Origin of the sequence: Massilia sp. PAMC28688 (assembly GCF_019443445.1) — a bacterium.
Classification (GTDB): Bacteria; Pseudomonadota; Gammaproteobacteria; order Burkholderiales; family Burkholderiaceae_D; genus Telluria_A.
Genome location: NZ_CP080378.1, coordinates 60,900 through 85,676, shown reverse-complemented (window position 1 = coordinate 85,676; position 24,777 = coordinate 60,900). Strand labels below are relative to the sequence as shown.

Sequence of the window (24,777 nt, the reverse complement as noted above, 5' to 3'; positions counted from 1 at the left end):
GGCTCAGTAGTTTACAGAGCATGGACGATGTTTACAAGCGAAACAGTCTACGTCCTCACAGTTGCCACTGCGCCGGGGCCTGTGCCGACAGGCGCTGCCAATCCACCCCGGCGACCAGCCATTGCCATTGCTCGGCGCTCATTTGCCAGCAGGCGTCGTCGACCTGGGGCCAGACAAACTGGCCACGGTGCAGGCGCCGCAGGCACATCCAGACGCCAGTGCCATCCCAACAGACCATCTTCAGGCGGGTGCGGCGCCGGTTGGCGAACACATACGCCGTGCCATCGCAAGGCGGCCGCCCCAGCGCCTGCTGCACATGCAAGGACAGCCCGTCGATGCCGGTGCGCATGTCCACCGCCGCCGTCGCTAGCCAGATCGCATCGGCCGACAGCTGCATCAGAGGGCCCGCATCACTTCGGCCAGCCAGCTGGCGGGCACATCGCCAGGCAGCAACAAGGTCCAGCCGCGCTCATTGCGCAGGCTGATCGTCGGCACCGCCGCAGCCACGCTGGCCACCCGTACCGGCAATAGCGCTGGCACCTGCGCGCTCGTCAAGCGCCGAACCCAATACCCAACCTGGCGTACCGGCAAACCTTGTTCAATTGCGTACGCGCGTTGCGACAGGCCGCTTGCCTGCCATTGCGCTACCCGCTCCTTCCATACCTGCTCGCGTTCGACGTTGTTCACACTGTCCTCCAAAGTTCGAGGAATGCAGTGTCGCTAATTGAATTGAGAAATCATAGGTGGGCGGGCTGGCCGCTTACCTTGTTAGTGCCTGGTACTGCCATCAAGCTCAGCCGTCATTGCCCAAGCAATACAGCCATGCACAAAATGCCATGGGGTCAAGGCGACACAGCTTGTAGTTCGGTCGTCGTCCCGGATTGCTCCTGACTTACCCAAGCGCGCGTTGCGTACAGCTTGCCATCCCTGAAAACCATCGCTCCTCGTTGCACACAATGTCGCAGTGCCGTCAAAGGTGCCGCTCCGCGCGCCCGAAAATGCCTCCTGAAACCTTCACGTATGTCAATTGCAGCAACCAATCCAGAAAATAGAAGCTTCGTTCGAAGTTTTTTTGTTGTTAAAATTAATCTTTTGTTGACTTGCGAACACCAAACTTGGTATATTTATTGATGCCGAACAATAAACCCATCAGCGAAGCAGACCAACAATGAAAAATAGCATCTCAAAGATTGCCGCCGCCGTTTCCGTTGCCACCATGGCCGGCAGTGCCCAGGCAGGTATCGTCACCGCATCGATTTCGCTGAGCGAACTGCTGAGCAATGGTGCCGGTTACGCAGGAACGTTTGCATTGTCGCCCCTGCTGGCCGCCAATGGCCTGTCCGGCGGCACGTTCAACAGCGCCACCCTGACTGCCTACGGCTTTTCCGATACCCAGATCGACCAGTACGCCTACACGGGATATAACGAACATTACCTCGGCGGCTACAGCACCAGTATCGTCATCGGCAGCTATTCGTACAGCTGCGGCAGCTGGCTGAACCGCCGTACCTGCTATTCAAACTATTATGGCTACGCCCATTACGGCAATTACGATGCGTATCAGCACTCGGAATCGCGCGACACCGTTGCCGACAGCATGTTGCTGACCTCTGGCGCGGCCAGCGCATCGGATACCGTCGACCGTACCCGTTCCGGCGCCACGGTAAGCTACCAGGGAAGCTACAACCGCAGCAACGGTACCTACGGCCGCGATACCGTATTCAGCTACAACAGCCACACCAGCGATGTCATGAGTGGCGCGCTGTACGCTGAACTCGGCCTGGGCGCCAACGATCTGCTCAACCTGGCAAAGACCGGACAGTTCGACTTCATGGTCGCGGCCACCGTCGGCAATTTCCGCCTGCATGGCCTGACCATGACGGTGGATGTCACGGCCAAGGCGGCTGATCCGGCCGAGGTGCCGGAGCCGGCGTCGGCCCTGCTGATGCTGGGCGGCCTGGCCGGTCTGGCCGCTGCGGCGCGCCGTCAGCGCCGCGAGCGCGCGCAGTCCTGATCCATGCGGGTCAACCCGGACGCCAGGCTGCGCGTCGAGCATCCGCGCGGGGTTCCCGTGCTGATCATCGACGACTTTTACGCTGATCCCGAGGCCGTCCGGGCACAGGCGCTGGCGGCCCGGTACGACCTGGCCATGGCCCAGTATCCGGGCCGGCATGCGCCGCTCAACAACCGCAGCGCCGAGCTGCAGGAAGTGCTGCACACTTTGGCGCGCACGGCCACCGCGCTGGGTGACCGCAGCTACCAGGCGGCAGACTTCATCAGCGATTTTTCGATCGTCACCACCCGGCCGGGCGATCTGCTGGCAATCCAGAAGCATCCCCACATCGATCCCACGCCAGTACTTGGCCTGGTCTACCTGACACCAGGCAGCATCGAGGGGACCTGCTTTTTTCACAATGAGATGCTGGGCACCCACGCAGTGGTCACAGACGAGCAGATGACACAGTACGGGCAATTCATCGACCAGCACAGCAAACAGCTGGCGCCGACTGGCTATACATTAGATGATCACCCGGTGTGGAAAAAGTTTTACACGATTGAACCGGTGTTCAACCGCTTTGTTTTCTATCCGGGCAACGTTTTTCACTCGATCGATATCCGCCACGTCGATGAACACATCGACATGGAACGGGTCCGCGTGACCCAGCGCTTTATCGTCAATCATACCCATCCAAAGCCGTAAGTGGCAGGAGCGGCAGCATGATCAAATCAATCGTCATTCTTGGTGGCGGCACTTCCGGCTGGATGGCCGCGTGCTACCTGAACCGCGTGCTGCGCAGCCCGCAGGGCGAGGCGCCGATCGCCATTACCGTGGTCGAGTCAGAAGATATCGGCATCATTGGCGTGGGTGAAGCGACGGTGCCGAGCATCCGCAACATCCTGCAGACACTGGGCATCCCGGAGTGGCAATTCCTGCACGAGACCGATGCCACATTCAAGCATGGCATCCTGTTTCGCGACTGGCTCGAGTCGCCCGGCGTGCCGACCCGGTATGGCGAATTTTTCCACATGTTTGAAAATCCGCCAGCCATCGAAGGCTTCAGCCTGGCCACCCACTGGACTTCCCTGTGTGACCGGGGCGCCACGCCGCGCCGCTTCGCCGACGCCGTATCGCTGCAGTCAACCCTGTGCCATGAGATGAAGGCGCCCCGTTCCTACGACAGCGCGCCTTACGAAGCGCCGGTGCCCTACGCCTATCACCTCGATGCGGTGCGGTTCGGCCAGTTCCTGCGCAAGATCGCGGTGGAGCGCGGTGTGCGCCATATTGTCGACACGGTGGGCCAGGTCAAGCGTGACGCGGATGGCGCCATTACAGCGCTGGTGACGCAGGCGCACGGCGAGATAGGCGGCGACTTCTTCATCGACTGCTCGGGATTTAATGCCGTGCTGCTCGGCGGCGCACTGGAAGAGCCGTTCCAGGACTGGGGCGAATATCTCCTGTGCGACCGCGCCGTGGCCTGCCAGCTGCCTTACGCCGATGCGCAGGGACCGCTGCGGCCCTACACCACGGCCAGCGCCAAGGAAGCCGGCTGGCTGTGGGAGATCGACTTGTTCACCCGCCGCGGCAACGGCTATGTGTACTCGTCGCGCCATACCAGCGCCGAGCGGGCCGAGGAAGTGCTGCGCCAGCACCTGGGGCCGCTGGCCGAGCAGGCCAGCACGCGCCAGCTGCGCATGCAGATTGGCCACCGCCGCAACATGTGGTCGAAAAATTGCCTGGCACTGGGCCTGGCGGCAGGCTTTCTGGAGCCGCTCGAGAGCACCGGCATCTATCTGCTGGAAGTGGCGCTGTCCCTGTTTACCGATCATATCGCCACCGGCCCGGCCAGCCCCTACCTGGCACAGCGCTTCAACCGCAAGATGGGATTGATCTACGAAGAGCTGCGCGACTTCATCCAGCTTCATTACATCACCTCCAACCGCGACGATACCGAATTCTGGCGCGACTACACCAACAATGTGAAGGTGTCGGACGCGCTGGCATACCGGCTTGACCTGTGGACTTTCAAGCTGCCAAGCCTGACGGACCTGGATGAAAAGAACAGCCTGTTCGGCGCCTCCAGCTACACCTACATCCTGGCCGGGATGGACCGCATGCCGGCGATGGGCAACCATCTCAGTCCCTACATCAGCCCGGAGGCGAGCGCACGTGCCCTGCAGGCGATGGAAGGATTCCAGCAGCGCGCCATTGCCGTGGCGCCCGACCACCGGGAATATATCCAGAAGCAGCGCGCGGTCGCCCGCTAAGCGCAAGCGGCGGGGGGAGGGCGCCTATTTCCCCATCCGCATATCGAATTTCCACGTAACCAGCCGCAAGGCCGTGATCACGGCCGCGCTGGACCACAAGGCCAGTTCCGGCTCGGCGCCAAAGCGCTTCATCAGCAGGAACATCCAGCTGCCGATGAAGGCGCAAATGGCGTATGGCTTGCCATCCCTGAATACCATCGGCACTTCATTGCAGACGATATCGCGCAGCACGCCCCCAAAGATACCGGTAATGACGCCCATCATGGAGGCGATAAAGATGGGCATGTTCGCGTCCAGCGCCGCTGCCACGCCGGCAATGGAGAACAGTCCCAGGCCGATGGCATCGGCAATGACGATCATGCGCTCGGACACGACCTGGCGCAGGGTGCGGATGGCCGGCGCGGCAATGAGCGCCAGGATGAAGATCAGGATGGCGTATTCCTGGTGAATGACCCAGAACAGGGGGCGCCGGTCGAGCAGGATGTCGCGCAGGGTGCCGCCACCGAAGGCGGTAATGAAAGCGACGGTAAAGACGCCCACCAGGTCCATGCGCTTGCGGCGCGCTTCGATAAAGCCCGAAAACGCACCCACCAGGATCGCCAGGATTTCAATGAACTTAATGAGAGACATGCGAAAACCGTGTGCATTGTGGCGAATGTTATTAGCCTAACATGCCACACGCACAAGTGCGAAGACGCGCGCGCTATTGCTTGAAGGCGAGCGCAGCTTTGAGGAGGACTATCACGGCGCCATGACTGCGTCCGTCCACATTGGCGGCGCAAAAGGCAATGACATCGGGTTTTTGTTCCAGCCAGCTGTGGACCATGGAACGCAGCACCGGTTCACCGCCGGCCGAGCCCAGGCCCTTGCCATGAATGATGCACACGCAGCGCAGCTTGCGCTGCACCGCACGCGCCAGGAAGCTGCCGAGCTGGTCGCGCGCCGTATCGCGCCGCATGCCGTGCAGGTCAAGCTCATCCTGCACTTGCCAGTGACCCTTGCGCAGCTTGCGCACCACGTCCGAGCCCACCCCGGCGCGGGTGAATGACAGGCTGGGATCGTCTTCGAGCAGGTGATCGACTTCAAACTGGTCCGAGAGCGACTCGCGCAGCACGGCCGCATCGTCTTCCGCCTGGCTCAGCAGGCGCTTGGGCTTGATGGTGACATTGATGCCGGGCGGGGCATTGGGAACGTAGCGGTTTGATTCCGGCAGCTTCTTGACGTCGCCCAGCGCGTTGCGAAACAGGCCCGCTTCCTGGCGGGCCACGCGTTCGCGCTCCTCGCGCTCGGCTTTTTCGTTGGCGCGTGCCTGTTCCTGTTCCTTGAGCGACTCGCGCAAGGCTTTCAGGTCACCAAAGTCTTTCATTCCCGCCATAAGGCCTTTAGTCCTCGAGTGATTCCAGGTAGCGCTGGGCGTCGAGCGCGGCCATGCAGCCGGTGCCCGAGCTCGTGATCGCCTGGCGATAGATATGGTCCTGCACATCGCCGGCCGCAAACACGCCCGGGATGCTGGTGGCGGTGGCATTGCCTTCCAGGCCAGTCTTGGTCACGATATAGCCATCCTTCATGGCCAGCTGGCCTTCGAAAATGCTGGTATTGGGCTTGTGGCCGATGGCAATGAACACGCCGTGCAAGGTCAATGGGGTAATGGTACCGTCCACCGTGGACTTGATGCGCACGCCCGTCACGCCACTGTCGTCACCCACCACCTCGTCGAGCGTGTGGTTGTACTTGATGACGATCTTGCCTTCGGCCGCCTTGGCATTCAAGCGGTCGATCAGAATCGCTTCGGCGCGGAACTTGTCGCGGCGATGGATGATCGTCACCTTGGTGGCAATGTTGGACAGGTACAGCGCTTCCTCCACCGCGGTATTGCCGCCGCCCACGACAGCGACTTCCTGGCCACGATAGAAAAAGCCGTCGCAGGTGGCGCAGGCCGACACGCCCTTGCCCATGAACGCTTGCTCCGAAGGCAAGCCCAGGTACTGGGCCGAGGCGCCCGTGGAAATGATGAGCGAATCGCAGGTAAATTCCTGGCTGTCGCCGATCAGGCGGAAAGGGCGCTCGTCGAGCTTTGCCGTATGAATATGGTCAAACACCATATCGGTCTTGAAACGCTCGGCATGCTGGAGCATGCGCTGCATCAGCTCCGGGCCCTGCACGCCCATGGGGTCGCCCGGCCAGTTTTCCACGTCCGTAGTGGTCATGAGCTGGCCACCTTGTTCCACGCCAGTGACCAGCATAGGCTGCAGGTTGGCACGGGCGGCGTAGACAGCGGCGCTGTAGCCGGCGGGGCCGGAACCGAGAATCAAGACTTTGGCGTGTTTGGTAGTAGTCATGGAGAGGTCTGCTCGAATGTGTTTGAAGAAACTGGGGCTGATCGTGGCAAGAATCAAGGGATTTCGCCGAACGAATCACAGATGGCGATTATAGACGATGATGCGTCCGAGCATGAATGATGGGCTGTCGCGCGCCATATGGCTTAGAATGGGCGGATCGCAGTTTAAGCAGCACGAGAATGACTAAGAATACCCAACCTCAAGCCTCGACCTATACCCGCAAGGAGACCATTCGCCAGCCGCTGCCAAACCGGGTGGTGCGACTGCTGTCGGAAGCGCGCTGGATCGCACTGGCGGTGCTGTGCCTGTACTTCGTGATGATCCTGCTGAGCTATTACAAGGGCGATCCCGGCTGGTCGCACGAAGTGGAAGTGGCCAAAGTGACCAACCTTGGCGGCCGCGCGGGCGCCTACCTGGCCGACCTGATGCTGTTCATCTTCGGGTTTTCCGCCTGGTGGTGGTGCGTGTGTTTCCTGCGCCTGGTGTGGAAGGGTTACCGTTCGCTGAACCAGAAATTCACCACCCAGGCCGAAGTGGATGCCGAGCACGAGCAGGAAGCGACGATCCGCTGGATCGGCTTTACCATCATGTTCATCGGCAGCGTGGGCATTGAATACCTGCGCATGTGGTCGCTCAAAGTGCAGCTGCCGCGCGAGCCGGGCGGGGTGCTGGGCAAGCTGCTGGGCAATACGGCGCTCGACGCCTTTGGCTTTACCGGCGCCACCTTGCTGTTCCTGGCCTTGTTCGGGCTGGGTTTTTCCCTGTTTTTCCACGTGTCGTGGATGTCGGTGGCCGAGCGCATTGGCGGCGCCATCGAAAACGCCATTGCTTACTTCCGCCTGCGCTACCAGGACCGCGAAGACCGCAGGCAGGGCGAAGTGGCTGCCGTCAAGCGTGATGAAGTGGTGGTGAGCGAACGCGCCAAGCACGTGGAAAAGCACGTGGCCGCCCCGCCGATCCGGATCGAACCGCAGGTGGTGGAAGTGGTGAAATCAGAACGGGTGCAAAAGGAAAAGCAGACTACCCTGTTCCAGGACTTGCCGGGCGACTCCAGCCTGCCGCCCCTGTCGCTGCTCGACGAGCCGCCGCCGGTACAGGAAACGGTGTCCGTGGAAACGCTGGAATTCACCAGCCGCCTGATCGAAAAGAAATTGTCGGACTTTGGCGTGGAAGCGAAAGTGGTGGCAGCCTATCCGGGACCGGTGGTCACACGCTACGAAATCGAACCAGCCACGGGCGTGAAGGGCAGCCAGATCGTGGGCCTGGCGCGCGACCTGGCCCGTTCCCTGTCGCTGACCTCCATCCGCGTGGTGGAAACCATCCCGGGCAAGAACTATATGGCGCTGGAGCTGCCTAACCCGAAGCGCCAGATCGTGCGCCTGACCGAAATTGTCGGCTCCAAGCTCTACAACGACAGCCCTTCGCAGTTGACGGTAGCGCTGGGCAAGGATATTGCCGGCAAACCTGTCATTGCCGACCTGGCCAAGATGCCCCACCTGCTGGTGGCCGGTACCACCGGTTCCGGCAAGTCGGTGGGTATCAACGCCACCATCTTGTCGCTGCTATACAAGTCCGATCCGGCTGATGTGCGCATGATCCTGATCGACCCCAAGATGCTGGAAATGTCGGTGTACGAAGGCATTCCCCACCTGCTGGCGCCGGTGGTGACGGACATGCGCCAGGCCGGCCACGCCCTGAACTGGGCCGTGAACGAAATGGAACGGCGCTACAAGCTCATGAGCAAGCTGGGCGTGCGTAACCTGGCCGGCTACAACACCAAGATCGCCGAAGCTGCCAAGCGCGAAGAACACATTCCCAACCCGTTCAGCCTGACGCCGGACTCGCCGGAACCGCTGGAAAAGCTGCCGACCATCGTCATCGTCATTGACGAGCTGGCCGACCTGATGATGGTGGTTGGCAAGAAAGTGGAAGAATTGATTGCCCGCATCGCCCAAAAGGCGCGCGCGGCCGGCCTGCACCTGATCCTGGCCACCCAGCGCCCCTCGGTGGACGTGATTACCGGCCTGATCAAGGCCAACATCCCGACCCGGATCGCCTTCCAGGTATCGTCCAAGATCGACTCGCGCACCATTTTGGACCAGATGGGCGCGGAAGCGCTGCTGGGCATGGGCGACATGCTGTACATGCCGCCAGGCACTGGCCTGCCGGTGCGGGTGCACGGCGCCTTTGTGTCCGACGACGAAGTGCACCGCGTGGTCAAGCACCTGAAAACCACGGGGGAGCCTGATTACATCGACGGCATTCTGGAAGGTGGCACGCTCGAAGGCGAGGGTGGCGCCGAGGGCGGTGCGGCCGGCGAAGCGGGCGGCGAGGCCGACCCGATGTACGATCAGGCGGTGCAGGTGGTGCTCAAGAACCGCCGCGCTTCCATTTCCCTGGTTCAACGTCACCTGCGGATCGGCTACAATCGCGCGGCCCGCTTGCTGGAGCAAATGGAAAACAGCGGTGTTGTGTCGGCCATGCAATCGAATGGCAACCGCGACATCCTGGTGCCTGCCGCCAGCGCCGAATAAACCTTCGTGTGCACGGATTGCCCGCCCAGCCGTTAACGGTAGAGGCGGTAGAGGCAGCGTGCCGCACTACCCAACAAGAAAGGTAACAATGCATACACTTATCAAGACCGCGATCGGCGCCCTGGCGCTGGGCCTGGCCATGGCAGGCAGTGTCCAGGCCGCGGCGCTGGACCAGTTCAAATCCTTCGTTGCCGGCACCAAGGCCGCGCGTGGCGAGTTCACCCAGCACCAGGTCAAGAAAAGCAATACCGGCAAGGCCGTGCAGCCGTCGACCGGCACCTTTGTCTTTGCCCGTCCCGGCAAGTTCATCTGGACCTATGTAAAGCCCTACGAGCAACTGCTGCAGGCCGACGGTGACCAGCTGTATATTTACGACAAGGACCTGAACCAGGTCACGGTCAAGAAACTGGGCGATGCCCTGGGTTCCTCGCCGGCCGCCATCCTGTTTGGCAGCAACGACCTGGAAAAGAATTTCGCGTTGACCGATGCCGGCGCCCGCGGCGGCATGGAATGGCTCAATGCCACCCCCAAGGCCAAGGACAGCCAGTTCCAGCAAATCAGCATTGGCATGAAAAATGGCGCGCCGGCTGCCATGGAACTGCGCGATGCGTTCGGCCAGACCTCGATTCTCACCTTCACCAAGTTTGAAAGAAATCCCGCCCTGGGTGCGGAGCAATTCAAGTTTGTCGTTCCAAAAGGCGCTGACGTCTTCAAGAATTAAGGTGCCAGGCAGGGCATGAACAAGAAAAATATCGCCCTCGGGGCGGCCCTGGTAGTACTGGTGGTGTGGCTGGCCGCGCCCGACGTTCCCAAGCGCACCAATCGCACCCTGGCCAAGGCCTTCCCGGCCGGCCTGCTGGAGTCGCCCGCATCCTGCACCACGCCCCAGTGGCCCAACGAAGCGCGGCGTTACGAAGTCGACGGCGTCACCGTGCTCAACTTCCAGATTGATGAAGCCGGCAACATAGCCGACGCCACCGTGGCGCGCAGCAGCGGCTGGCGCTTGCTGGACGAGGCCGCCATGCGATCCCTCGTCAAGTGCAAATTCAAGGCCGGGCTGGACGAGCACAGCCGCACCGCCACCTATCCCATCCAGTTTGTCTGGACCCTGACCGGGCCTGCCACCATCCGCCCGGCGCTGGTGGCAGGCAGCTGCGCGCCATCGGGCCGTTTTGCCGGCTTTGAAGGCTTCAATCGCGACCCCAGCGGCACCGATGGCGTGCTGGTGCGCTTTCTCGTCAATGAAACCGGAACCCCTTATGCCGTCAAGGCCGAGCCGGCGGACGGCCAGGCGCTGCAGGCGAGGGCCGCCATGGAATACATTCAGACCTGCAAGTTTGCCACCGACCCATCGGTGCCGGGCGAGCGCACCGACACCATGTACGGGCGCGTGCTGGTGCAGGCGAAGCGGCAGGGGAAAGCACAAGCGGCCAAGGGTTCCTGAGTTTCGCTTGCGTGTGCGCGCGCCGCGTGCGTATCCATGCGCTAGACTACGCATTCAACTTTGACAAGACTGTGCATGGACGACTTATTCAAGACCGAGCCTGCGCCGCCCCTGGCGGAAGCATTGCGGCCGGCAACCATTGGCGAAGTAATCGGGCAAAGCCACCTGCTGGGCGACGGCAAGCCGCTGGCGCTGGTATTCAAGTCCGGCAAGCCGCACTCCATGATCTTGTGGGGGCCGCCGGGCGTGGGCAAGACCACGCTGGCGCGCCTGACCGCCAACGCCTTTGGCTGCGAGTTCATTGCCCTGTCGGCCGTGCTGTCGGGCGTGAAAGATATCCGCGCCGCCATCGAGCAGGCCGAGCACCACCTGGCCAACGGCAAGCACACGATTTTATTCATTGACGAAATCCACCGCTTCAACAAGTCGCAGCAGGATGCGCTGCTGCCGTTTGTGGAATCGGGCCTGGTGACGCTGATTGGCGCCACCACGGAAAACCCGTCCTTTGAAGTGAACTCCGCCTTGTTGTCGCGGGCCCAGGTGTACGTGCTCAAAGCCTTGAGCGACGCCGAAATGCTGCAGCTGCTGCAGCGGGCGCAGGAGCATGGCCTGGGCCACCTGACGTTTGATGACGTGGCCGTGGCGACCCTGATTGGCTATGCCGACGGCGACGCGCGCCGCTTTCTGAACCTGCTCGAACAAACCAAGACCTCGACCGCCACCTCGGGCGTGACGCGGGTGACGGGCGAGTTTGTCGACAATGCGCTCACGCTCAACTCGCGCCGCTTCGACAAGGGCGGCGACAATTTCTACGACCAGATCTCGGCGCTGCACAAATCGGTGCGCGGCTCGCATCCGGACGCGGCCCTGTACTGGCTGTGCCGAATGCTCGACGGCGGGGCCGATCCGCAATACATGCTGCGGCGCATCGTGCGCATGGCCTGGGAAGACATCGGCATTGCCGACCCGCGCGCAATCCAGATCGCCAACGATGCCGCCGCCACCTACGAGCGGCTGGGTTCGCCGGAAGGCGAGCTGGCGCTGGGGCAAGCCGTGATCTACCTGGCCATGGCGGCCAAGAGCAACGCCGGCTACAACGCCTACAACCGGGCTGTCGCGTTCGTCAAGAAGGACAAGTCGCGCGAAGTGCCGGTCCACCTGCGCAACGCCCCGACCAAGCTCATGAAGGAGCTCGGCTACGGCCACGAATACCGCTACGCCCATGACGAGCCGAACGCTTACGCGGCCGGGGAGACCTACCTGCCGGACGGGATGGCCGAGCCGCGCTGGTACGAGCCGGTGCCGCGCGGGATCGAGTCCAAGATCGCTGAAAAGCTGGCCTGGCTGCGCAGCCTGGACGACGACGCGCGCAAAGGCTGAGGCAGCGCACATCGTGCGCACTTTTCTGCATCCTGTCCCGTGTTTTCGGCGCTTCATCGCAAGCCGGTGGAAGGTGCGGGAGATGAGGGTTAAAGTTCAACCATACCAACTGACTTTAACCCAAGGAGAGCATCATGAAAGCACCTAAAAACCTCGAAGGCATCTTTGTCGCAGCCGCCTTCCTGTCGACCTTTGCAGCCTACGCCACGGCCGAAGTACCGGTGGTTGAAATTGCCGCGCCGGCTGCCTACGTGAGCGTGGTCGATCAAGCGCCGGTGCAGACGGTGGAAGTGAAAGCCAAGCGCCTGACGGCAGCCGAGAAGGCCGCCCTGTAAGAGCAGCAAGCAGCAGCGCAGTAACAGCAGGGCAGTAACAGCAGTGCGCGCAGGCGAGCGCGGCCTCGGGGATACCTGATGCAAATCGCCGGAAGTGGCTGTCGGCTTGGTACAATTGCGCTTTCGACATAGCGGCAATGTGACCATGATAGACATCCAACTTCTTCGCAAAGACATCGACACAGTGGCGGCGCGGCTGGCAACGCGCAAGTTCAAGCTCGACGTGGCGGCCTTCAACGCCCTCGAAGCGGAACGCAAGGCGATCCAGACCCGCACTGAAGAGCTGCAAAGCAAGCGCAACTCGCTGTCGAAACAGATCGGCATGCTCAAGGGCAAAGGCGAAGATACCACGGCCGTGATGGCGGAAGTGGGCGGCCTGGGTGACGAGCTCAAGGCCAACGAAGTCGCACTGACCGAAGTGCAGGGCAAGCTGGCCGCCTTCATGGAAGCGGTGCCCAACCTGCCGCATGCCTCGGTACCGGAAGGGCAGGACGAGAGCGGCAATGTGGAAGTACGCAAGGTTGGCACGCCGCCCACCTTTGATTTCGAGGTGCGCGACCATGTGGACGTGGGCGCGGCGCTGGGGCTGGACTTTGACGTGGCTACCAAGCTGACCGGTTCGCGCTTCTCCGTCATGAAAGGCGGCATCGCCCGCCTGCACCGCGCGCTGGCGCAGTACATGCTCAACACCCACACGGGCGAGCATGGCTATACCGAATGCTATACCCCTTACATGGTCAATGCCGATTCGCTGCGCGGCACGGGCCAGCTGCCCAAGTTCGAAGCCGATCTGTTCTCTGTGAAGAAAGGCGGCGCGGAAGGCGAGGGCGAGCATTTCTATCTCATTCCCACATCAGAAGTATCGCTGACCAACCTGGTGCGCGACGAGATTGTTGCGGCTGACCAGCTGCCGCTTAAGTTCACTGCGCACACGCCGTGTTTTCGTTCCGAGGCGGGCAGTTACGGGCGCGACACGCGCGGCATGATTCGCCAGCATCAGTTCGACAAGGTCGAGCTGGTGCAGGTTGTGCACCCGGATACTTCCTATGATGTGCTCGAGCAGATGGTCGGGCATGCGGAGGCGATTCTGCAGGGGTTGGGCTTGCCGTATCGCGTCATGTCGCTGTGCACGGGGGATATGGGCTTTGGGGCGACCAAGACGTATGACCTGGAGGTGTGGCTGCCGGCGCAAAATACTTACCGTGAGATTTCGTCGCTGTCGAACTGCGAGGCGTTCCAGGCGCGGCGCATGCAGGCGCGGTTCCGCAATGCGCAGGGCAAGCCGGAGTTGCTGCATACTCTGAATGGTTCGGGTTTGGCGGTGGGGCGCACGCTGGTGGCGGTGCTGGAGAATTATCAGCAGGCAGATGGCAGTGTGGTGATTCCAGAGGTGTTGCGGGGGTATATGGGTGGGCTGGAGAAGTTGGCGCCAGCGGCGTGATTTTCGCGGCGGCAAAAATTTTTTGGGATTTTGGCTTTTTCCTCTTCCGTTTTAGCGGGGCTTTGCTATAATTCTGTCCTCGCAGCAGCAAGCGAACAGAATTTGAAGACCACCCTTGAGCTACCAGCTGGCCAAGAGTTCAAATGAATCACCGGAGAGGTGGCAGAGTGGTCGAATGTACCTGACTCGAAATCAGGCGTAGGGTTTCCCCCTACCGTGGGTTCGAATCCCACCCTCTCCGCCAGAAGCAAAAAAAAAGGACACCCCTGCGGGTGTCCTTTTTTTTTGCTCTGGACGGAAGGGTGGGATTCGAAGGGTTGCCCCGTGCCGGGGCAACCCTCTCCGAATCGCCCATCTTCCGCCGCTTCGCGGCGGGGCGCCTGAGGCGCCGCTCTCCGCCCCTTTCCCCTCAAGCTCCCGGAGGGAGCTTCAAAAATCAAAATTCCTTAACGCAACTTGCACGATAGAACAACCACTCGTCCGCATATCGCAAGCCATTCGGGCGTAGCGCTGAGTTCGTGTCGAGATGTCGGCACCGACCCCGATGAATCGGTGTCGAGATGTCGGCACCGACCCCGATGAATCGGTGTCGAGATGTCGGCACCGACCCCGATGAACCGTGCCAAATCTCAACGGCGGAGCGTACAAACGACTTGAAAATAAACTTAGAAATCTCAGCAATAAAGGGAATACTGTGAGTGCAAATTTTGAGGCTATTTTCGACAAAGCCAATTTGACGCAACGCCCGGATGCATTTAGAGTCAGTTATAGTGTGAAGACGGTATGCCACGAGTGCGTTCGTCCCTCAATCAACTAGGTAGCTTTGATGAATAAAATTGATCAATTTCAAATAATTCAAGAAATAGCAAATCGCGCAATATCGGCTGCTGAACCAGGTTGGCGTGAGTTGATGATCACTTATTATGTGGAAGGTGAACAGAGCGAGTTCGGAAATAGCTATCTCATTTCTCAGGATGGGGTTACTCGTGAGAAAGCACTTCCGGTTTTTCAAGATCTCGATGGTTGGATGAGAAGACTGCAGGAGCACTTGGCAGAAGGAGGCAAACAGCCTTTCACGATGTGCAAATTGAATTTTCTTGCAAATGGGAAATATGAGGCTTCATACGGGTATGATCCTGTGGATTGGGACGACCTAATCACTGCTGGGTGGAATTTCCCCTCTGTAACCTCATTGCATTGACAGGGTAGCGCGGCGAGCGTGAATTCGGGGCCGGCCAGAAAATCAGTTTTTTCCCGTGGTGATGATCGTGACCCTGCCGTCATTTTTGTATCCGACGACTGGAGCAGGAAAACCGCCAGCTGAAAGGAGATGTTGAGATATTAAAAAAGGCGTCGGCCTTCTTTGCTCGCGAACTGAAATGAGCTACCAGCTTCTTCAGCAGCTGCAAAAGGAGGCCCGCTTCATCGTCAGCTTCTATAACTGCGAATGACCGAATTCAGCATTGGGCAATCTGCCGCCCACCGTCTACGAACGGAAAATGGCAGAACAACAACCTATTGATGTCTCCGAAATTCTTGACCACTGCAATCGGGGCTGACCGGTACTAATCAAACGAACGGTCCCTGGCGTTCCGATCAGGAGTGGCGCAGCCATTGCCCGCGTGCGGGTCGGTACTGCCCCTACTTGGGCGTCTTTTCCACCAGCGTCAGGATTCCGGTCTGGCAGCTTTCACTTTCCAGCCCTTCCTTGCCGGGAAAATTAAGATCGGCACACGACAGGCTTGCGTCGGGCTTGCCGACCTTCTGGCGCGTGTAAACGTTGCGAATATTCATCTTGACCGGCCCGTCTTCGCCCGGATGCACGCCGGCCCAGTCGAAACGATAGCCGCTCGCCGTGATCTTGACCGTGATCGGCGGATCGGCCTCGGGCATGCGGTCACCCTTTTGGTCGCGCATGGCGGTCCACAGAGTGCGTACGGTGGCCGTCTGCACGTCGTACAGAAAGAACTGGTTGCTCATAAAAACGCGGTCGCGTGAATATTCGAAGGGAATACACACCTTTCGAAATACAGCATGGTCACGAGACGCATCTAGTACCCGCACGTTGTAGTTGGGACAAATGTCACCTTTCAAGCCCGGAGGGCCGGCCAGCTTGAAGACATGCTTGATGCCAGGCTTTGTAAAGACGATATGGCCATCCTTGGGCTGCAGCCGCATCTCGAACTGGGCCGCCTTCACCAGCGGCATGACCAGCGTGTCCGCCTCTTCAGCCGTGGCATCCGATTCCATGACCACGTACGACCAGCGCTTCTTGTCGTCAATGCCGGCGCGAGCCTGTTCAACAGCAGCGTGACCCGCTCGTTCGGCCACCTCGCCGGGATTTTGGGGCGCGGCCGCGACGTCCTTTGCTTGTCGCCTCGTCTCTGGGCTGGCCGCCTGCGGAACCGGTTCCTTGGCCTGAGAACAACCAGAGAGTAGCAACAGAGCCAGGCAAGGAAGGGCAAAGTGGGAAGAGCTCAGTGTTTTCATGCGTTTGTACAATTCACAATATAGGGCAGGGGATTAACCCGGTTAATTAAAGGCTGGCCCGGTGTCTTGGGGATGGCAGCAACTTTCCTGACTTCGAAATGCAAATGTGCTCCGGACGCGACCGTGACCATATTGGTGGCATTACCGGAATTGCCCGTCTTTCCGATAATATCGCCTGCCTGCACGTTGCGGAACGGGAGACCGTCGATCATCTCGTTGAGGTGGGCGTAATAAAAATAGACAAACGTGGCATTGGGCATGGAGGCGAGCACTTTGGTTCGCTGGAAGTCTGGTAAATCGTCGATCCCCACCTTCAGTACCAGTGTATTGCCATAGGCATTGCCGTTCGCCTGCGGGACAGCAACGGCGCGGCCATCGGCAACGGCGTAGATGCGAGTGCCGGGCACCGCAATCAGATCGATTCCCTGGTGAGCCTTGGTGCCGCCATTCCGGACCATGCCAAACTTGGCGCCGTTGACGCTGGCTAGGCCCGCACTACGGATGGTGCACACGTCGAGCGGATCATGCCACTGCGGCGCCGGCATCGCCCCTGGGGCTGGCGCGGCAGCCCCAGGGGAAGGGGTTGCCGGTGCAGGGGCAGCAGGCGCAGGAGCAGGCGCAGCCGCCAACGGCGGCTTGGGCGCTGCCGCTGCCGGGTTGGCTGCGGCCGCTGGTGCCGGCTTGGCCTTCGCCGCGCCTTTGCGCGGAGCTGGACGCGGCACGCGCGGTTGCGACGCCATGAACGCGAAAATGTCGGCAATGGAGCGTGGCGCCTTGGCGAACAGCGCTGCATCCTTGACGATATAGCTGTTGACGTCCAGTCCCGCATCGCAGTAAGAGAACAGCCGTAAGCGTGACGCCAGCACCGTCTGGACGCAAGTAGGCATGCCCGCCAAAGTAGTTCCCACTACTTTTATGATGGGAACTACTTTGGATACTGAAATGAAGCCGGGAAACCGGAAAGGGCGGCCGAACTATCCGGTCGAGTTCAAGCGGCGCCTTGCCGCTGCGGCGTGCGAAGCCGGGGTGTCGGTTTCGAAGCTTTCGATGGCCAACGGCGTCAACGCCAACATGGTGTTCAAGTGGCGCCGCGAGTATCGCGCAGGTCTCTTTGACAATATACCGGACGCAAGCACAACGTTGCTGCCGGTCGTTATTGCGGATACTCCGTTGATGGTGGCGCCGGCGGTGATCGCCCAAGCGGCGTCGCCTGCCGCCAACCTGAGCACGGTCGAGATCATCTTCGCCGACGCGGTCGTGCGTGTTCACGAGGGCGTCGACGCTGCGCTGCTCAGAACGATCTTCCAGAGTCTGCGACCATGATCGGGCTGCCGGCGGGCACACGTATCTGGATCGCTGCAGGCTTCACGGATATGCGCTGCGGCTTTAACGGCCTGGCGGCCAAGGTGGAGAGTGCGTTGCTGGACGACCCATTCAGCGGCCACGTGTTCGCGTTCCGTGGTCGGCGCGGCAACGTCATCAAGTTGCTGTGGTCCAGTGGCGATGGCCTGTGCATGTTCGCCAAGCGCCTCGAGCATGGCCGCTTCGTCTGGCCGCAAGCAACCGACGGCAAGGTCCATCTGACGCCGGCCCAACTGTCGATGCTCCTCGAAGGCATCAACTGGAAACAGCCCGAACGCACCGCGCCCCTCATGTCGGTGTTGTAAACGTTTAAACATGCGCGTAAACTGCGCGCATGCCTTCCAGCCCTACCTCACTTCCCGACGATATCGAAGCCTTAAAAGCGCTGCTGCTGCAGCGCGACGGCGAAGTGCAACAACTGCGCGATACCGTCACGACGCTGGAGCAGGCCCTCAATGTCCGCTCTCTCGAAATCGAGCAGCTCAAACTCCAGTTGGCAAAGCTCAAGCGAATGCAGTTTGGCCGCAAGTCCGAGAAGCTCGACCGCAAGATCGAACTGCTGGAAACGCGGCTGGAGGATCTCATTGCCGAGGATGGCGCCGGCGAGCAGAAAGCGACATTGCCCGCTGCGCACGCGCGCAAGGTTGCGCGCCAGCCGCTGCCGGTGCATCTACCGCGCGAAGACAATATCATTGAGCCGCCGGACCAGGCCTGCTCCGAATGCGGTGGCAAACTCAAGCCCTTGGGCGAGGATGTATCCGAGCAGCTTGAGCTCATCGATTCGGCCTTCAAGGTAATTCGGCATATACGCCGCAAGAAGGCATGCGCCTGCTGCGATCACATCGTGCAGGCGCCAGCGCCTAGCCGCCCCATCGAACGCGGCATCGCAGGACCAGGCTTGCTGGCGCACATACTCGTCGCCAAGTTCGCCGACCATCTGCCACTGTACCGCCAGTCCGCCATCTACGCACGTGACGGCGTCGAGCTTGATCGTTCCACGATGGCGCGCTGGGTAGGTGCGTGCGGGGCCCTGATGCGCCCCCTGGTCGACGCACTGCAGCGCTACGTGCTCCAGCCCGGCAAGATCCATTCGGATGACACGCCGATGCCTGTGCTTGCGCCGGGGAACGGCCAAACCAAGACAGCACGCCTGTGGGTCTACGTGCGCGACGACAGGCGCTCCGGCTCGACTGCGGCGCCGGCCGCATGGTTCGCCTATACGCCGAATCGCCAAGGCCAGCATCCACAGTCGCACCTGGCCAACTTCACTGGGGTTCTACAGGCCGACGCGTTTCCAGGCTACGATAAAATCTTCGCCGATGGCCGCGTGCGCGAAGCAGCGTGCATGGCGCATGCGCGACGCAAGATCCATGATCTGCATGCGCGCAAGGCGACCGTGACAACGACAGAAGCGTTGCGGCGGATCGGCGAACTGTACGCAATCGAAGAACAGATCCGCGGCCAGCTGCCTGATCATCGACAGCGAATACGGCAAGCACAAGCGCGGCCTTTGCTCGACGACTTTGAAGTATGGTTGCGGGCACGGCTGCTCACACTATCGACCCAGTCCGACACTACGAAAGCCATAAACTACTTGCTCAATCAGTGGCAGGCGCTGGTGTACTACTGCGAAGATGGCTTGGCCGAGATCGACAACAACATCGCCGAGAACGCGTTGAGAACCTGCTGCCTTGGCCGCAAGAACTTCTTGTTCATGGGCGCAGACAGCGGCGGCGAGCGCGCTGCAACGATGTACTCGCTGATCGTCAGCGCCAAGCTCAACGGCATCGATCCGCAGGCTTATCTACGCCATGTGCTGGCCCACATCGCCGACTATCCGGTCAATCGGGTTGAAGATTTGTTGCCGTGGAATCTGGCTGATAAACTGAGCACTGTCAGCGCGTAGTTGTAACGTCACATCCGGTGATGGTAATTGCGCGCATTGAACGAAACTCTCATGGCCAAGAAAAATATCGTCATCACTTTGCGCATCAGCATCGCAGACATCACGCCGCCAATCTGGCGCCGTATCGTCGTCGACGGCGACCTCAGCTTGCGTGCGCTTCATCACATCATCCAGGCCGCGTTTGGCTGGACCGACGCCCATCTTCATGAGTTTCGTGTTGAGGGCCGCACCTACAGCATGCTTGACAACGAGCATGTTCTTGAGGGCAGCTACGACAGCGACGAGGAAATGTTCGATGACCGAAAAGGAAAGCTGAATCGATTGCTGTACACCGGCCAGCGCTTCACCTACCAATACGATTTCGGGGACAGCTGGCAGCATGAAATTCACGTCGAAAAAATTGAGCAACGTCCAGAGCCAATGGGCAGTGCCTATATCATCGATGGCAAGCGCGCATGCCCGCCTGAAGACGTCGGCGGCATCGGCGGCTACGACGACTTCCTCACGACACTGCGGGACGAACCGAAGAGCCAGGAAGCAAAGGACTATTTGAGATGGGTGGGCGGCAGCTTCGACGCAGAGGCCTTCGATCAGCGAATGGCGAACGCGACGCTGCTGCGCATGGCTTGGAATGGCTGGGGCCGGAAGTAAGCGGGCGTCAAGACGGTACTGATGCCACGCTTACGAACAGCCAGCCCCGGTACGCGTTGAAAGAGTTCCCATCGTACTGTGCGATGATGCGATCGGCCTTTTCCGCGTCCCCACCCAACTGTCCGATCAGCTTGTTGCGCGCCCTGGTCCTGGACATCGGGGGCTCCAGGCCAACCAGCATCATAGTGCCCGTCAGCCCGTCATGGTGCAAGATGTAGGCGACCTTGGCCTTGTCTTCCGGGGGAAGTGCATCGACGGGATAGCGGGACTGCCTCGAAAAATTGCGCAGATTGATCTGGGCGTAGGTCGCGGCACCATCGATGGCATAGCGCGCAACCCTGCGCTTAGCCATTAGGGCACCGTTGTTAAGGTTGCCGCATTCCTTGTGAAGCAGCGAGGACGGATCCTTGCTGACATCGGTCCAGCCGGCCGGGAAAAACTGGGCCAGACCCTGCGCTAGCGATGAATCATGGGCGTTGGATTGTTCCAGCCACTCGCCTTTGTTGGGCCCCCTGCGCGCCTTGGCAGCTTCGATGTTGATCATCGCGGCCAGGGACTGCGGGCTGAGCTGATGCGCCTCGGCTGCGGCAATGATCAGTTCACGGTATTTTTCGTTCACCGGCGGCAGGCGCAGGTTAGCCGAGGTGTAGATAGTTGCGACCGCGTGCACCGGTTTGCCCGCCTCGACCCGCGTCTGTTCCTCGGCGGCCTGCCCTTGTTTGAGCTGGGCGTTCTGAGAGGTGACAGCCTTGACCCGGGCTGCACTGGACGCCGGCGCGCCGCGCTTTGGCTGCAAGGCGCCGTCGGCCTTGACCTTGCGCGAATCAATGAACACATTCCACTTGCCGATGGGTAGAATCTCGTGGGAAAGCACCTGCTCCATCTCTTTGTTCAGGTTTTCTACCCATACCTTCAGGCCCAGGGCATGATCCTGGATCGACAGCAGCAGGTGGTCGGCCTTGTCCATGACATGCCATTCCTCCTTGCCGTCGTGCTCGACCTTGACTTTTTTTGGGGTAATCGTCTTGAAGTCCATGCTGCGAAACTTAACCTTCAGCTCGGCGTCAGGCTTAGCACTGTTCGCGTCGGGGATGCGCAGCATCTGGCCGATGGACAGACGGTGCAGCTGGGTTCCCTTCAGGCCATTCAGCCGGCCGATGACGTCCACCGTGGTCGAATAATACTTGGCCAACTTCCACAGCGTGTCGTGCTTTTCTACTTTATGAATACGCATCCGTTTTCCTACAAGTGTTCAGTATCACGGTCTTCTTCAAGCACGCCGGCTTCGTATTGCTCGACTTCCTCGTCCTCATCATCGTCGGCATTGTCGAACTGGGCGGACCAGCCTTCATAGCCGATCAGGGCGCGGTATGCTTGGCTTGTGGCCGCAGTCACCACCTCCGACAGGCCGCTGCCGGCTACCTCGCGCTCGGCAAAAGTGGCGCCCTCGTCCATGTCAAAGAACTGCACCAGCGCCCCTTCAAGTGCCTCGCCCTCGGCGCTAAAGCCCATCACGGTAATTTCGTGCGGGCCCGGCTTGTCTTTCTTAATTGGGGCGAATTTTCTCAGCAGTGTCGGCTGGCCTGGCAGTACTGCGGGATTGCAAGCACCGGAGTCGAACACATGGGTGCCACCCTTGACAGTGAAATTGCCGGGACACGCAAACGTGATATTGCCGCCCTCAAGGGTGATCGACGATTGCCCGGCTTGCAGCACAATCTTTTCCTTGGCATTGATCTGGATGCTATCGTTCACTGAGATAACCGTGATTGCCTTATCCGCCAGTATCTCCAGTTGATCAGAGTGCGCCTCCAGTGACACCGGCCCGTTGCCCGCGAACGCCTGAATGCCACCAGCGTGCGTGAACAGGCTAACCGCGTTCGCGGCAACTGACGACACCGTGTGCGCCGCCGCGAGGTGCAGGTCCGACTGGGTGGTCCACTGCATCTGCTCTCCGGCGAAAACCACCGTCGATGCCGGCGTTGCCCAGTTGATGTTGGCGGGACCCTCCATCAGCACGATCGGCGTTGCAAATTTTTCCACCGGCTGTTCGGCGTCGAGGTCACGCTCGCCGCTTTTAGCCTTGAGCACATCCTGTCCGTTTAGCTCCCCTTCATGCTTGCCCTTTGCCATCGGATCGATCTGCCCGATCAACTCGTCGTGCGCCTTAGCCGCGTCCTCGCTGAACAGCGCCTGCTGCTGCGCCGCCGCTTCTGCAAGGCGCTCGCCCAAGTCACGGGCGCCCTTTGACAGCGAGACCGCCTCGGCGACATCGAGCTGGGTCGAGTCGATGCCGCTGCCAATCTGGTAGCGACCCGTGGTCGACAGCAGCACGCCCGCGCCCCCCCGCACCACGCCCCAGGCGTCGGTGCGCAGCTCGAACCCGCTGCCGCGATAGGCGCCGCGATGGGCGGAGGATGGCGCCTGCGCAATCAGGTAGCCAAGATTGAGTTGCGTTTCCGCGGTGCTGGTCGCCAGGCGCGTGCGTACCTGTCCCGGCGTGTCGTCGAGCTGCCACTGGTTGAACGCGTGACCATCGAAGTTATGACTATGGATACCAGAGAGCACGCCTGCGTGGTTGGCGGCCGAATCGATACCGGCGGCGAAAGGTGGCGCATCGGATCCGGTATACAGCTGAGCGACGACGATCGGCCGGTCCATGTCGCCTTCGATAAAATCGACTAGCACTTCAGTGCCTATGCGCGGCGTAAACTGCGAACCCCAGTTCGGACCGGCAAGCGCTTCTGCCACGCGGACCCAGGTGCCCGACGTTTCGTCTCCTGGAGCACTACCCTTCGTGTCGGTGTTGTGCCCCATGCCGCCAGCATTGGCGGCGTGCCCGCGCTGCCACGCGAACTAAATTTTTACGTGATGGTCGCGCACCGTCGTCGAGATCGAATCGCCCAGTCCGACCACCATGGCCGTCTGCGGGCCGAGCGCTGTGCTGGCCCCGGGCGCGGTCATCATGCACGGGACGATAGGAACAACATCGGGCACGCAGGTAAATTTATTGCGATAGGTACCCGCTTCTAGGCCCGTATCGGGCACTGTCGCGATTTGCGACTGAAAATTGTTGCGCGCTTCATGGCTGACGGACAGCACCTTGAAGGCGGCGTCTGGATAGCGTTCATGCTGTGTCAGGGCGAATGCATGGCCGGCGGCCAGTCGCCGCACCGAGCCGGCACCTTCGAACATCTTGTTGTCAAGTTCGAGCGCTTGCAGCATCAGCAGGCTATGGAGATTGGCTAACCCGCTGTCACTGGCGATGCGTTCGCCGCTGCCGTCGTAAATTTCCTGCGCCGGCAGTTCTCCCGAATTCACGTTGGAAGTCTGCTCAGCCGCGGGCGCAACCAGCTGGAACGGGTCCCAGCTGCTGATGCTGACGGCGTTGGCTTGAACCTGGCGCTTGGCGCGTAACTCGTTAATCGCGTCGTCGTTGTCGGTGGCACGCACGCCGTGAAACCGGATCGTGTCGCCGCCCGGAGTGGCCGGGGCCTTCGCTTTGCTGTCGAAGATGACCAATCGGTGCCTGGCCTGGCCATCGCCTCCTTCGTCGTCGTCCCCGGCCTGGTCATGTTCGAAGCGCCAGTTTAGGCCTTCGCTGGCAAGCAGGCGCGTAAGGAATTCGAGATCGCTCTCGCGGTACTGGGTGCAAATTTCTCGTTGCGCCAGCTCTTGCATGACGTCGAACTAGAATCGCACTTGCCCGTAATCGGACAGCAGCTCGGTAATGATCTCCTGCGTGTTTTTGTGCTGGAAAATGTAGCTGTCGCGCCGATAGCGCAGCAGTGCCAATGCCGGTTCGAGGCGCATGCGATAGCGCGCCACGCCGCCGTCGGCCCCCATCCATGACGCTTGCGTGCACAGGCCGTGCCATGCGCGCCGGCTGCCGTCGGGCTGCAGCAGCGCGATGGTCAGTTCTTCGCCAATGAAGATATCCAGGTCGAGGTCGGTCGAGACGCTTAGCGCGTCCACGTCGAAGGCGAACAGTTCGTTGACCGCCTCGCGGCCGCTGAACTTTTCTGCCATGAGGGATTCGGGCAGGGCGCGGCCTTGGGCGCTCGCGAGGGTGACTAGGCGGGAATGCTGACTAAGCCCGGTTCCAAACAGGCCCAGGGCGGAATCCTCGGAAAGGATATCCATCAGGTCAGCGTGTTAGTGAGTGTGGACTTGTGCGGCGCGCTCTTGACCATGTTGTTGTGTGATTCCCGTGGCGTTGCAAAAATATATTGATTGACATCGTTAAAGTTGGACGCAGTTAAAACCTTTTGACGGCGAGGCATTGCCCCGCCGGTACGCGTCTAATTCATATTATAAAGAGTTTCGCATCAACAATAGTGATTAATTTGTAACCTTTCCCGGGTTCGCACAGATCAGCACGAATATCACTGCATGATTTTCGGCCGAGTCCTGGTGCGACGTGTCGTAGTGGGCCGCGCGCCTCTGGCGCGCACTAAGCGTGCCACGCGGCCACTGACCTCCAGCGGCCCGGCCAGGCTCGCCGCGAGCCGAAGACAGTCACGAGGAGTTGTGGCGAGACAATCCCGGCAAATCGTATTGAAGGGCGTCGCTAAATTTACTCGTGGCCGGGCCACGCTGATTGCATTCCGGTGGCGGCGCCCGATACCG

At 60.6% G+C, this 24,777-nt stretch carries 23 protein-coding genes, 1 tRNA gene and 1 pseudogene; 15 read left to right on the top strand and 10 right to left on the bottom strand.

Annotated elements, in window-relative coordinates:
• Window positions 1-55: 55 nt before the first annotated feature.
• Window positions 56-397: an IS66 family insertion sequence element accessory protein TnpB gene (tnpB, locus tag KY495_RS00320; RefSeq protein WP_219881119.1), complete on the bottom strand. Its 342-nt coding sequence runs from the start codon at window positions 395-397 to the stop codon at window positions 56-58.
• Window positions 397-687, bottom strand: coding sequence for a hypothetical protein (locus KY495_RS00315; protein ID WP_219881118.1), 291 nt, complete (start codon window positions 685-687; stop codon window positions 397-399). Before KY495_RS00315 ends, tnpB (KY495_RS00320) begins: the two co-directional genes overlap by 1 nt.
• A gap of 481 nt (window positions 688-1,168) precedes the next feature.
• On the opposite strand from KY495_RS00315, the gene KY495_RS00310 reads away from it, so the two are divergent.
• The 3 genes from KY495_RS00310 to KY495_RS00300 are packed head-to-tail and all read left to right on the top strand — an operon-like array spanning window position 1,169 to window position 4,266.
• Window positions 1,169-2,014 (top strand): VPLPA-CTERM sorting domain-containing protein, encoded by an 846-nt coding sequence (locus tag KY495_RS00310; RefSeq protein ID WP_219881807.1) that lies wholly within the window; start codon window positions 1,169-1,171, stop codon window positions 2,012-2,014.
• 3 nt (window positions 2,015-2,017) lie between these two features.
• Window positions 2,018-2,701 carry a DUF6445 family protein gene (locus tag KY495_RS00305; RefSeq protein ID WP_219881806.1) on the top strand — a complete coding sequence of 228 codons (684 nt, stop codon included), beginning with the start codon at window positions 2,018-2,020 and terminating at the stop codon, window positions 2,699-2,701.
• A gap of 17 nt (window positions 2,702-2,718) precedes the next feature.
• A complete protein-coding gene (locus KY495_RS00300; RefSeq protein ID WP_219881805.1) occupies window positions 2,719-4,266 on the top strand; it encodes a tryptophan halogenase family protein in 1,548 nt (515 codons plus the stop codon).
• A 24-nt stretch (window positions 4,267-4,290) separates the two neighbouring features.
• Here KY495_RS00300 and KY495_RS00295 read toward each other — a convergent pair whose 3' ends face one another.
• The 3 genes from KY495_RS00295 to trxB form a co-directional block, all read right to left on the bottom strand.
• Complete coding sequence (locus tag KY495_RS00295) at window positions 4,291-4,896, bottom strand: trimeric intracellular cation channel family protein (protein WP_219881804.1); 606 nt, start codon at window positions 4,894-4,896, stop codon at window positions 4,291-4,293.
• Between the two features lie 73 nt (window positions 4,897-4,969).
• The gene (locus KY495_RS00290; RefSeq protein ID WP_219881803.1) at window positions 4,970-5,641 is read right to left on the bottom strand and encodes a Smr/MutS family protein; all 672 of its coding nucleotides are present in this window, start codon (window positions 5,639-5,641) and stop codon (window positions 4,970-4,972) included.
• A gap of 7 nt (window positions 5,642-5,648) precedes the next feature.
• Window positions 5,649-6,605 carry a thioredoxin-disulfide reductase gene (gene trxB / locus KY495_RS00285; RefSeq protein WP_219881802.1) on the bottom strand — a complete coding sequence of 319 codons (957 nt, stop codon included), beginning with the start codon at window positions 6,603-6,605 and terminating at the stop codon, window positions 5,649-5,651.
• 179 nt (window positions 6,606-6,784) lie between these two features.
• Here trxB and KY495_RS00280 point away from each other — a divergent pair, with 179 nt between their 5' ends.
• From KY495_RS00280 to KY495_RS00245, 8 genes are all read left to right on the top strand, one after another.
• Window positions 6,785-9,139 (top strand): DNA translocase FtsK, encoded by a 2,355-nt coding sequence (locus KY495_RS00280; RefSeq protein WP_219881801.1) that lies wholly within the window; start codon window positions 6,785-6,787, stop codon window positions 9,137-9,139.
• Between the two features lie 88 nt (window positions 9,140-9,227).
• Window positions 9,228-9,860 (top strand): outer membrane lipoprotein chaperone LolA, encoded by a 633-nt coding sequence (gene lolA, locus KY495_RS00275; RefSeq protein WP_219881800.1) that lies wholly within the window; start codon window positions 9,228-9,230, stop codon window positions 9,858-9,860.
• 15 nt (window positions 9,861-9,875) lie between these two features.
• Window positions 9,876-10,583, top strand: a complete 708-nt coding sequence (locus tag KY495_RS00270) for an energy transducer TonB (protein WP_219881799.1) — start codon at window positions 9,876-9,878, stop codon at window positions 10,581-10,583.
• A gap of 75 nt (window positions 10,584-10,658) precedes the next feature.
• Window positions 10,659-11,963, top strand: coding sequence for a replication-associated recombination protein A (locus tag KY495_RS00265; RefSeq protein WP_219881798.1), 1,305 nt, complete (start codon window positions 10,659-10,661; stop codon window positions 11,961-11,963).
• Window positions 11,964-12,097: 134 nt separating this feature from the next.
• Complete coding sequence (locus KY495_RS00260) at window positions 12,098-12,298, top strand: hypothetical protein (protein ID WP_219881797.1); 201 nt, start codon at window positions 12,098-12,100, stop codon at window positions 12,296-12,298.
• A gap of 145 nt (window positions 12,299-12,443) precedes the next feature.
• Window positions 12,444-13,739 carry a serine--tRNA ligase gene (gene serS, locus KY495_RS00255; protein ID WP_219881796.1) on the top strand — a complete coding sequence of 432 codons (1,296 nt, stop codon included), beginning with the start codon at window positions 12,444-12,446 and terminating at the stop codon, window positions 13,737-13,739.
• Between the two features lie 153 nt (window positions 13,740-13,892).
• A tRNA-Ser gene (locus KY495_RS00250) sits at window positions 13,893-13,983 on the top strand.
• A gap of 582 nt (window positions 13,984-14,565) precedes the next feature.
• Window positions 14,566-14,940, top strand: coding sequence for a hypothetical protein (locus tag KY495_RS00245; RefSeq protein ID WP_219881795.1), 375 nt, complete (start codon window positions 14,566-14,568; stop codon window positions 14,938-14,940).
• Window positions 14,941-15,380: 440 nt separating this feature from the next.
• On the opposite strand, the gene KY495_RS00240 is transcribed toward KY495_RS00245, so the two are convergent.
• Window positions 15,381-16,229: a hypothetical protein gene (locus tag KY495_RS00240; protein ID WP_219881794.1), complete on the bottom strand. Its 849-nt coding sequence runs from the start codon at window positions 16,227-16,229 to the stop codon at window positions 15,381-15,383.
• A complete protein-coding gene (locus KY495_RS00235) occupies window positions 16,226-17,116 on the bottom strand; it encodes a M23 family metallopeptidase (RefSeq protein ID WP_229518659.1) in 891 nt (296 codons plus the stop codon). Before KY495_RS00235 ends, KY495_RS00240 begins: the two co-directional genes overlap by 4 nt.
• Before the next feature lie 55 nt (window positions 17,117-17,171).
• Here KY495_RS00235 and KY495_RS00230 point away from each other — a divergent pair, with 55 nt between their 5' ends.
• Genes KY495_RS00230 through KY495_RS00215 form a run of 4 tightly spaced genes read left to right on the top strand, consistent with a single transcriptional unit; the run spans window position 17,172 to window position 20,148 of the window.
• Window positions 17,172-17,552, top strand: coding sequence for a transposase (locus KY495_RS00230; protein ID WP_229518289.1), 381 nt, complete (start codon window positions 17,172-17,174; stop codon window positions 17,550-17,552).
• Window positions 17,549-17,896, top strand: a complete 348-nt coding sequence (gene tnpB / locus KY495_RS00225; RefSeq protein ID WP_119784802.1) for an IS66 family insertion sequence element accessory protein TnpB — start codon at window positions 17,549-17,551, stop codon at window positions 17,894-17,896. Before KY495_RS00230 ends, tnpB (KY495_RS00225) begins: the two co-directional genes overlap by 4 nt.
• Before the next feature lie 29 nt (window positions 17,897-17,925).
• Entirely contained in the window at window positions 17,926-19,497 is a 1,572-nt protein-coding gene (locus KY495_RS00220) for an IS66 family transposase (RefSeq protein ID WP_219881792.1), read from the top strand.
• Between the two features lie 51 nt (window positions 19,498-19,548).
• Window positions 19,549-20,148 (top strand): plasmid pRiA4b ORF-3 family protein, encoded by a 600-nt coding sequence (locus KY495_RS00215; RefSeq protein WP_219879845.1) that lies wholly within the window; start codon window positions 19,549-19,551, stop codon window positions 20,146-20,148.
• 7 nt (window positions 20,149-20,155) lie between these two features.
• Here KY495_RS00215 and KY495_RS00210 read toward each other — a convergent pair whose 3' ends face one another.
• The 3 genes and pseudogenes from KY495_RS00210 to KY495_RS23950 all read right to left on the bottom strand — a co-directional run bounded on the left by KY495_RS00210 (window position 20,156) and on the right by KY495_RS23950 (window position 24,177).
• The gene (locus tag KY495_RS00210; RefSeq protein ID WP_219881791.1) at window positions 20,156-21,382 is read right to left on the bottom strand and encodes a LysM peptidoglycan-binding domain-containing protein; all 1,227 of its coding nucleotides are present in this window, start codon (window positions 21,380-21,382) and stop codon (window positions 20,156-20,158) included.
• Between the two features lie 8 nt (window positions 21,383-21,390).
• The gene (locus tag KY495_RS23955) at window positions 21,391-22,965 is read right to left on the bottom strand and encodes a type VI secretion system Vgr family protein (RefSeq protein ID WP_229518445.1); all 1,575 of its coding nucleotides are present in this window, start codon (window positions 22,963-22,965) and stop codon (window positions 21,391-21,393) included.
• A gap of 39 nt (window positions 22,966-23,004) precedes the next feature.
• Window positions 23,005-24,177, bottom strand: a pseudogene (locus KY495_RS23950) (type VI secretion system Vgr family protein).
• Between the last annotated feature and the right edge of the window lie 600 nt (window positions 24,178-24,777).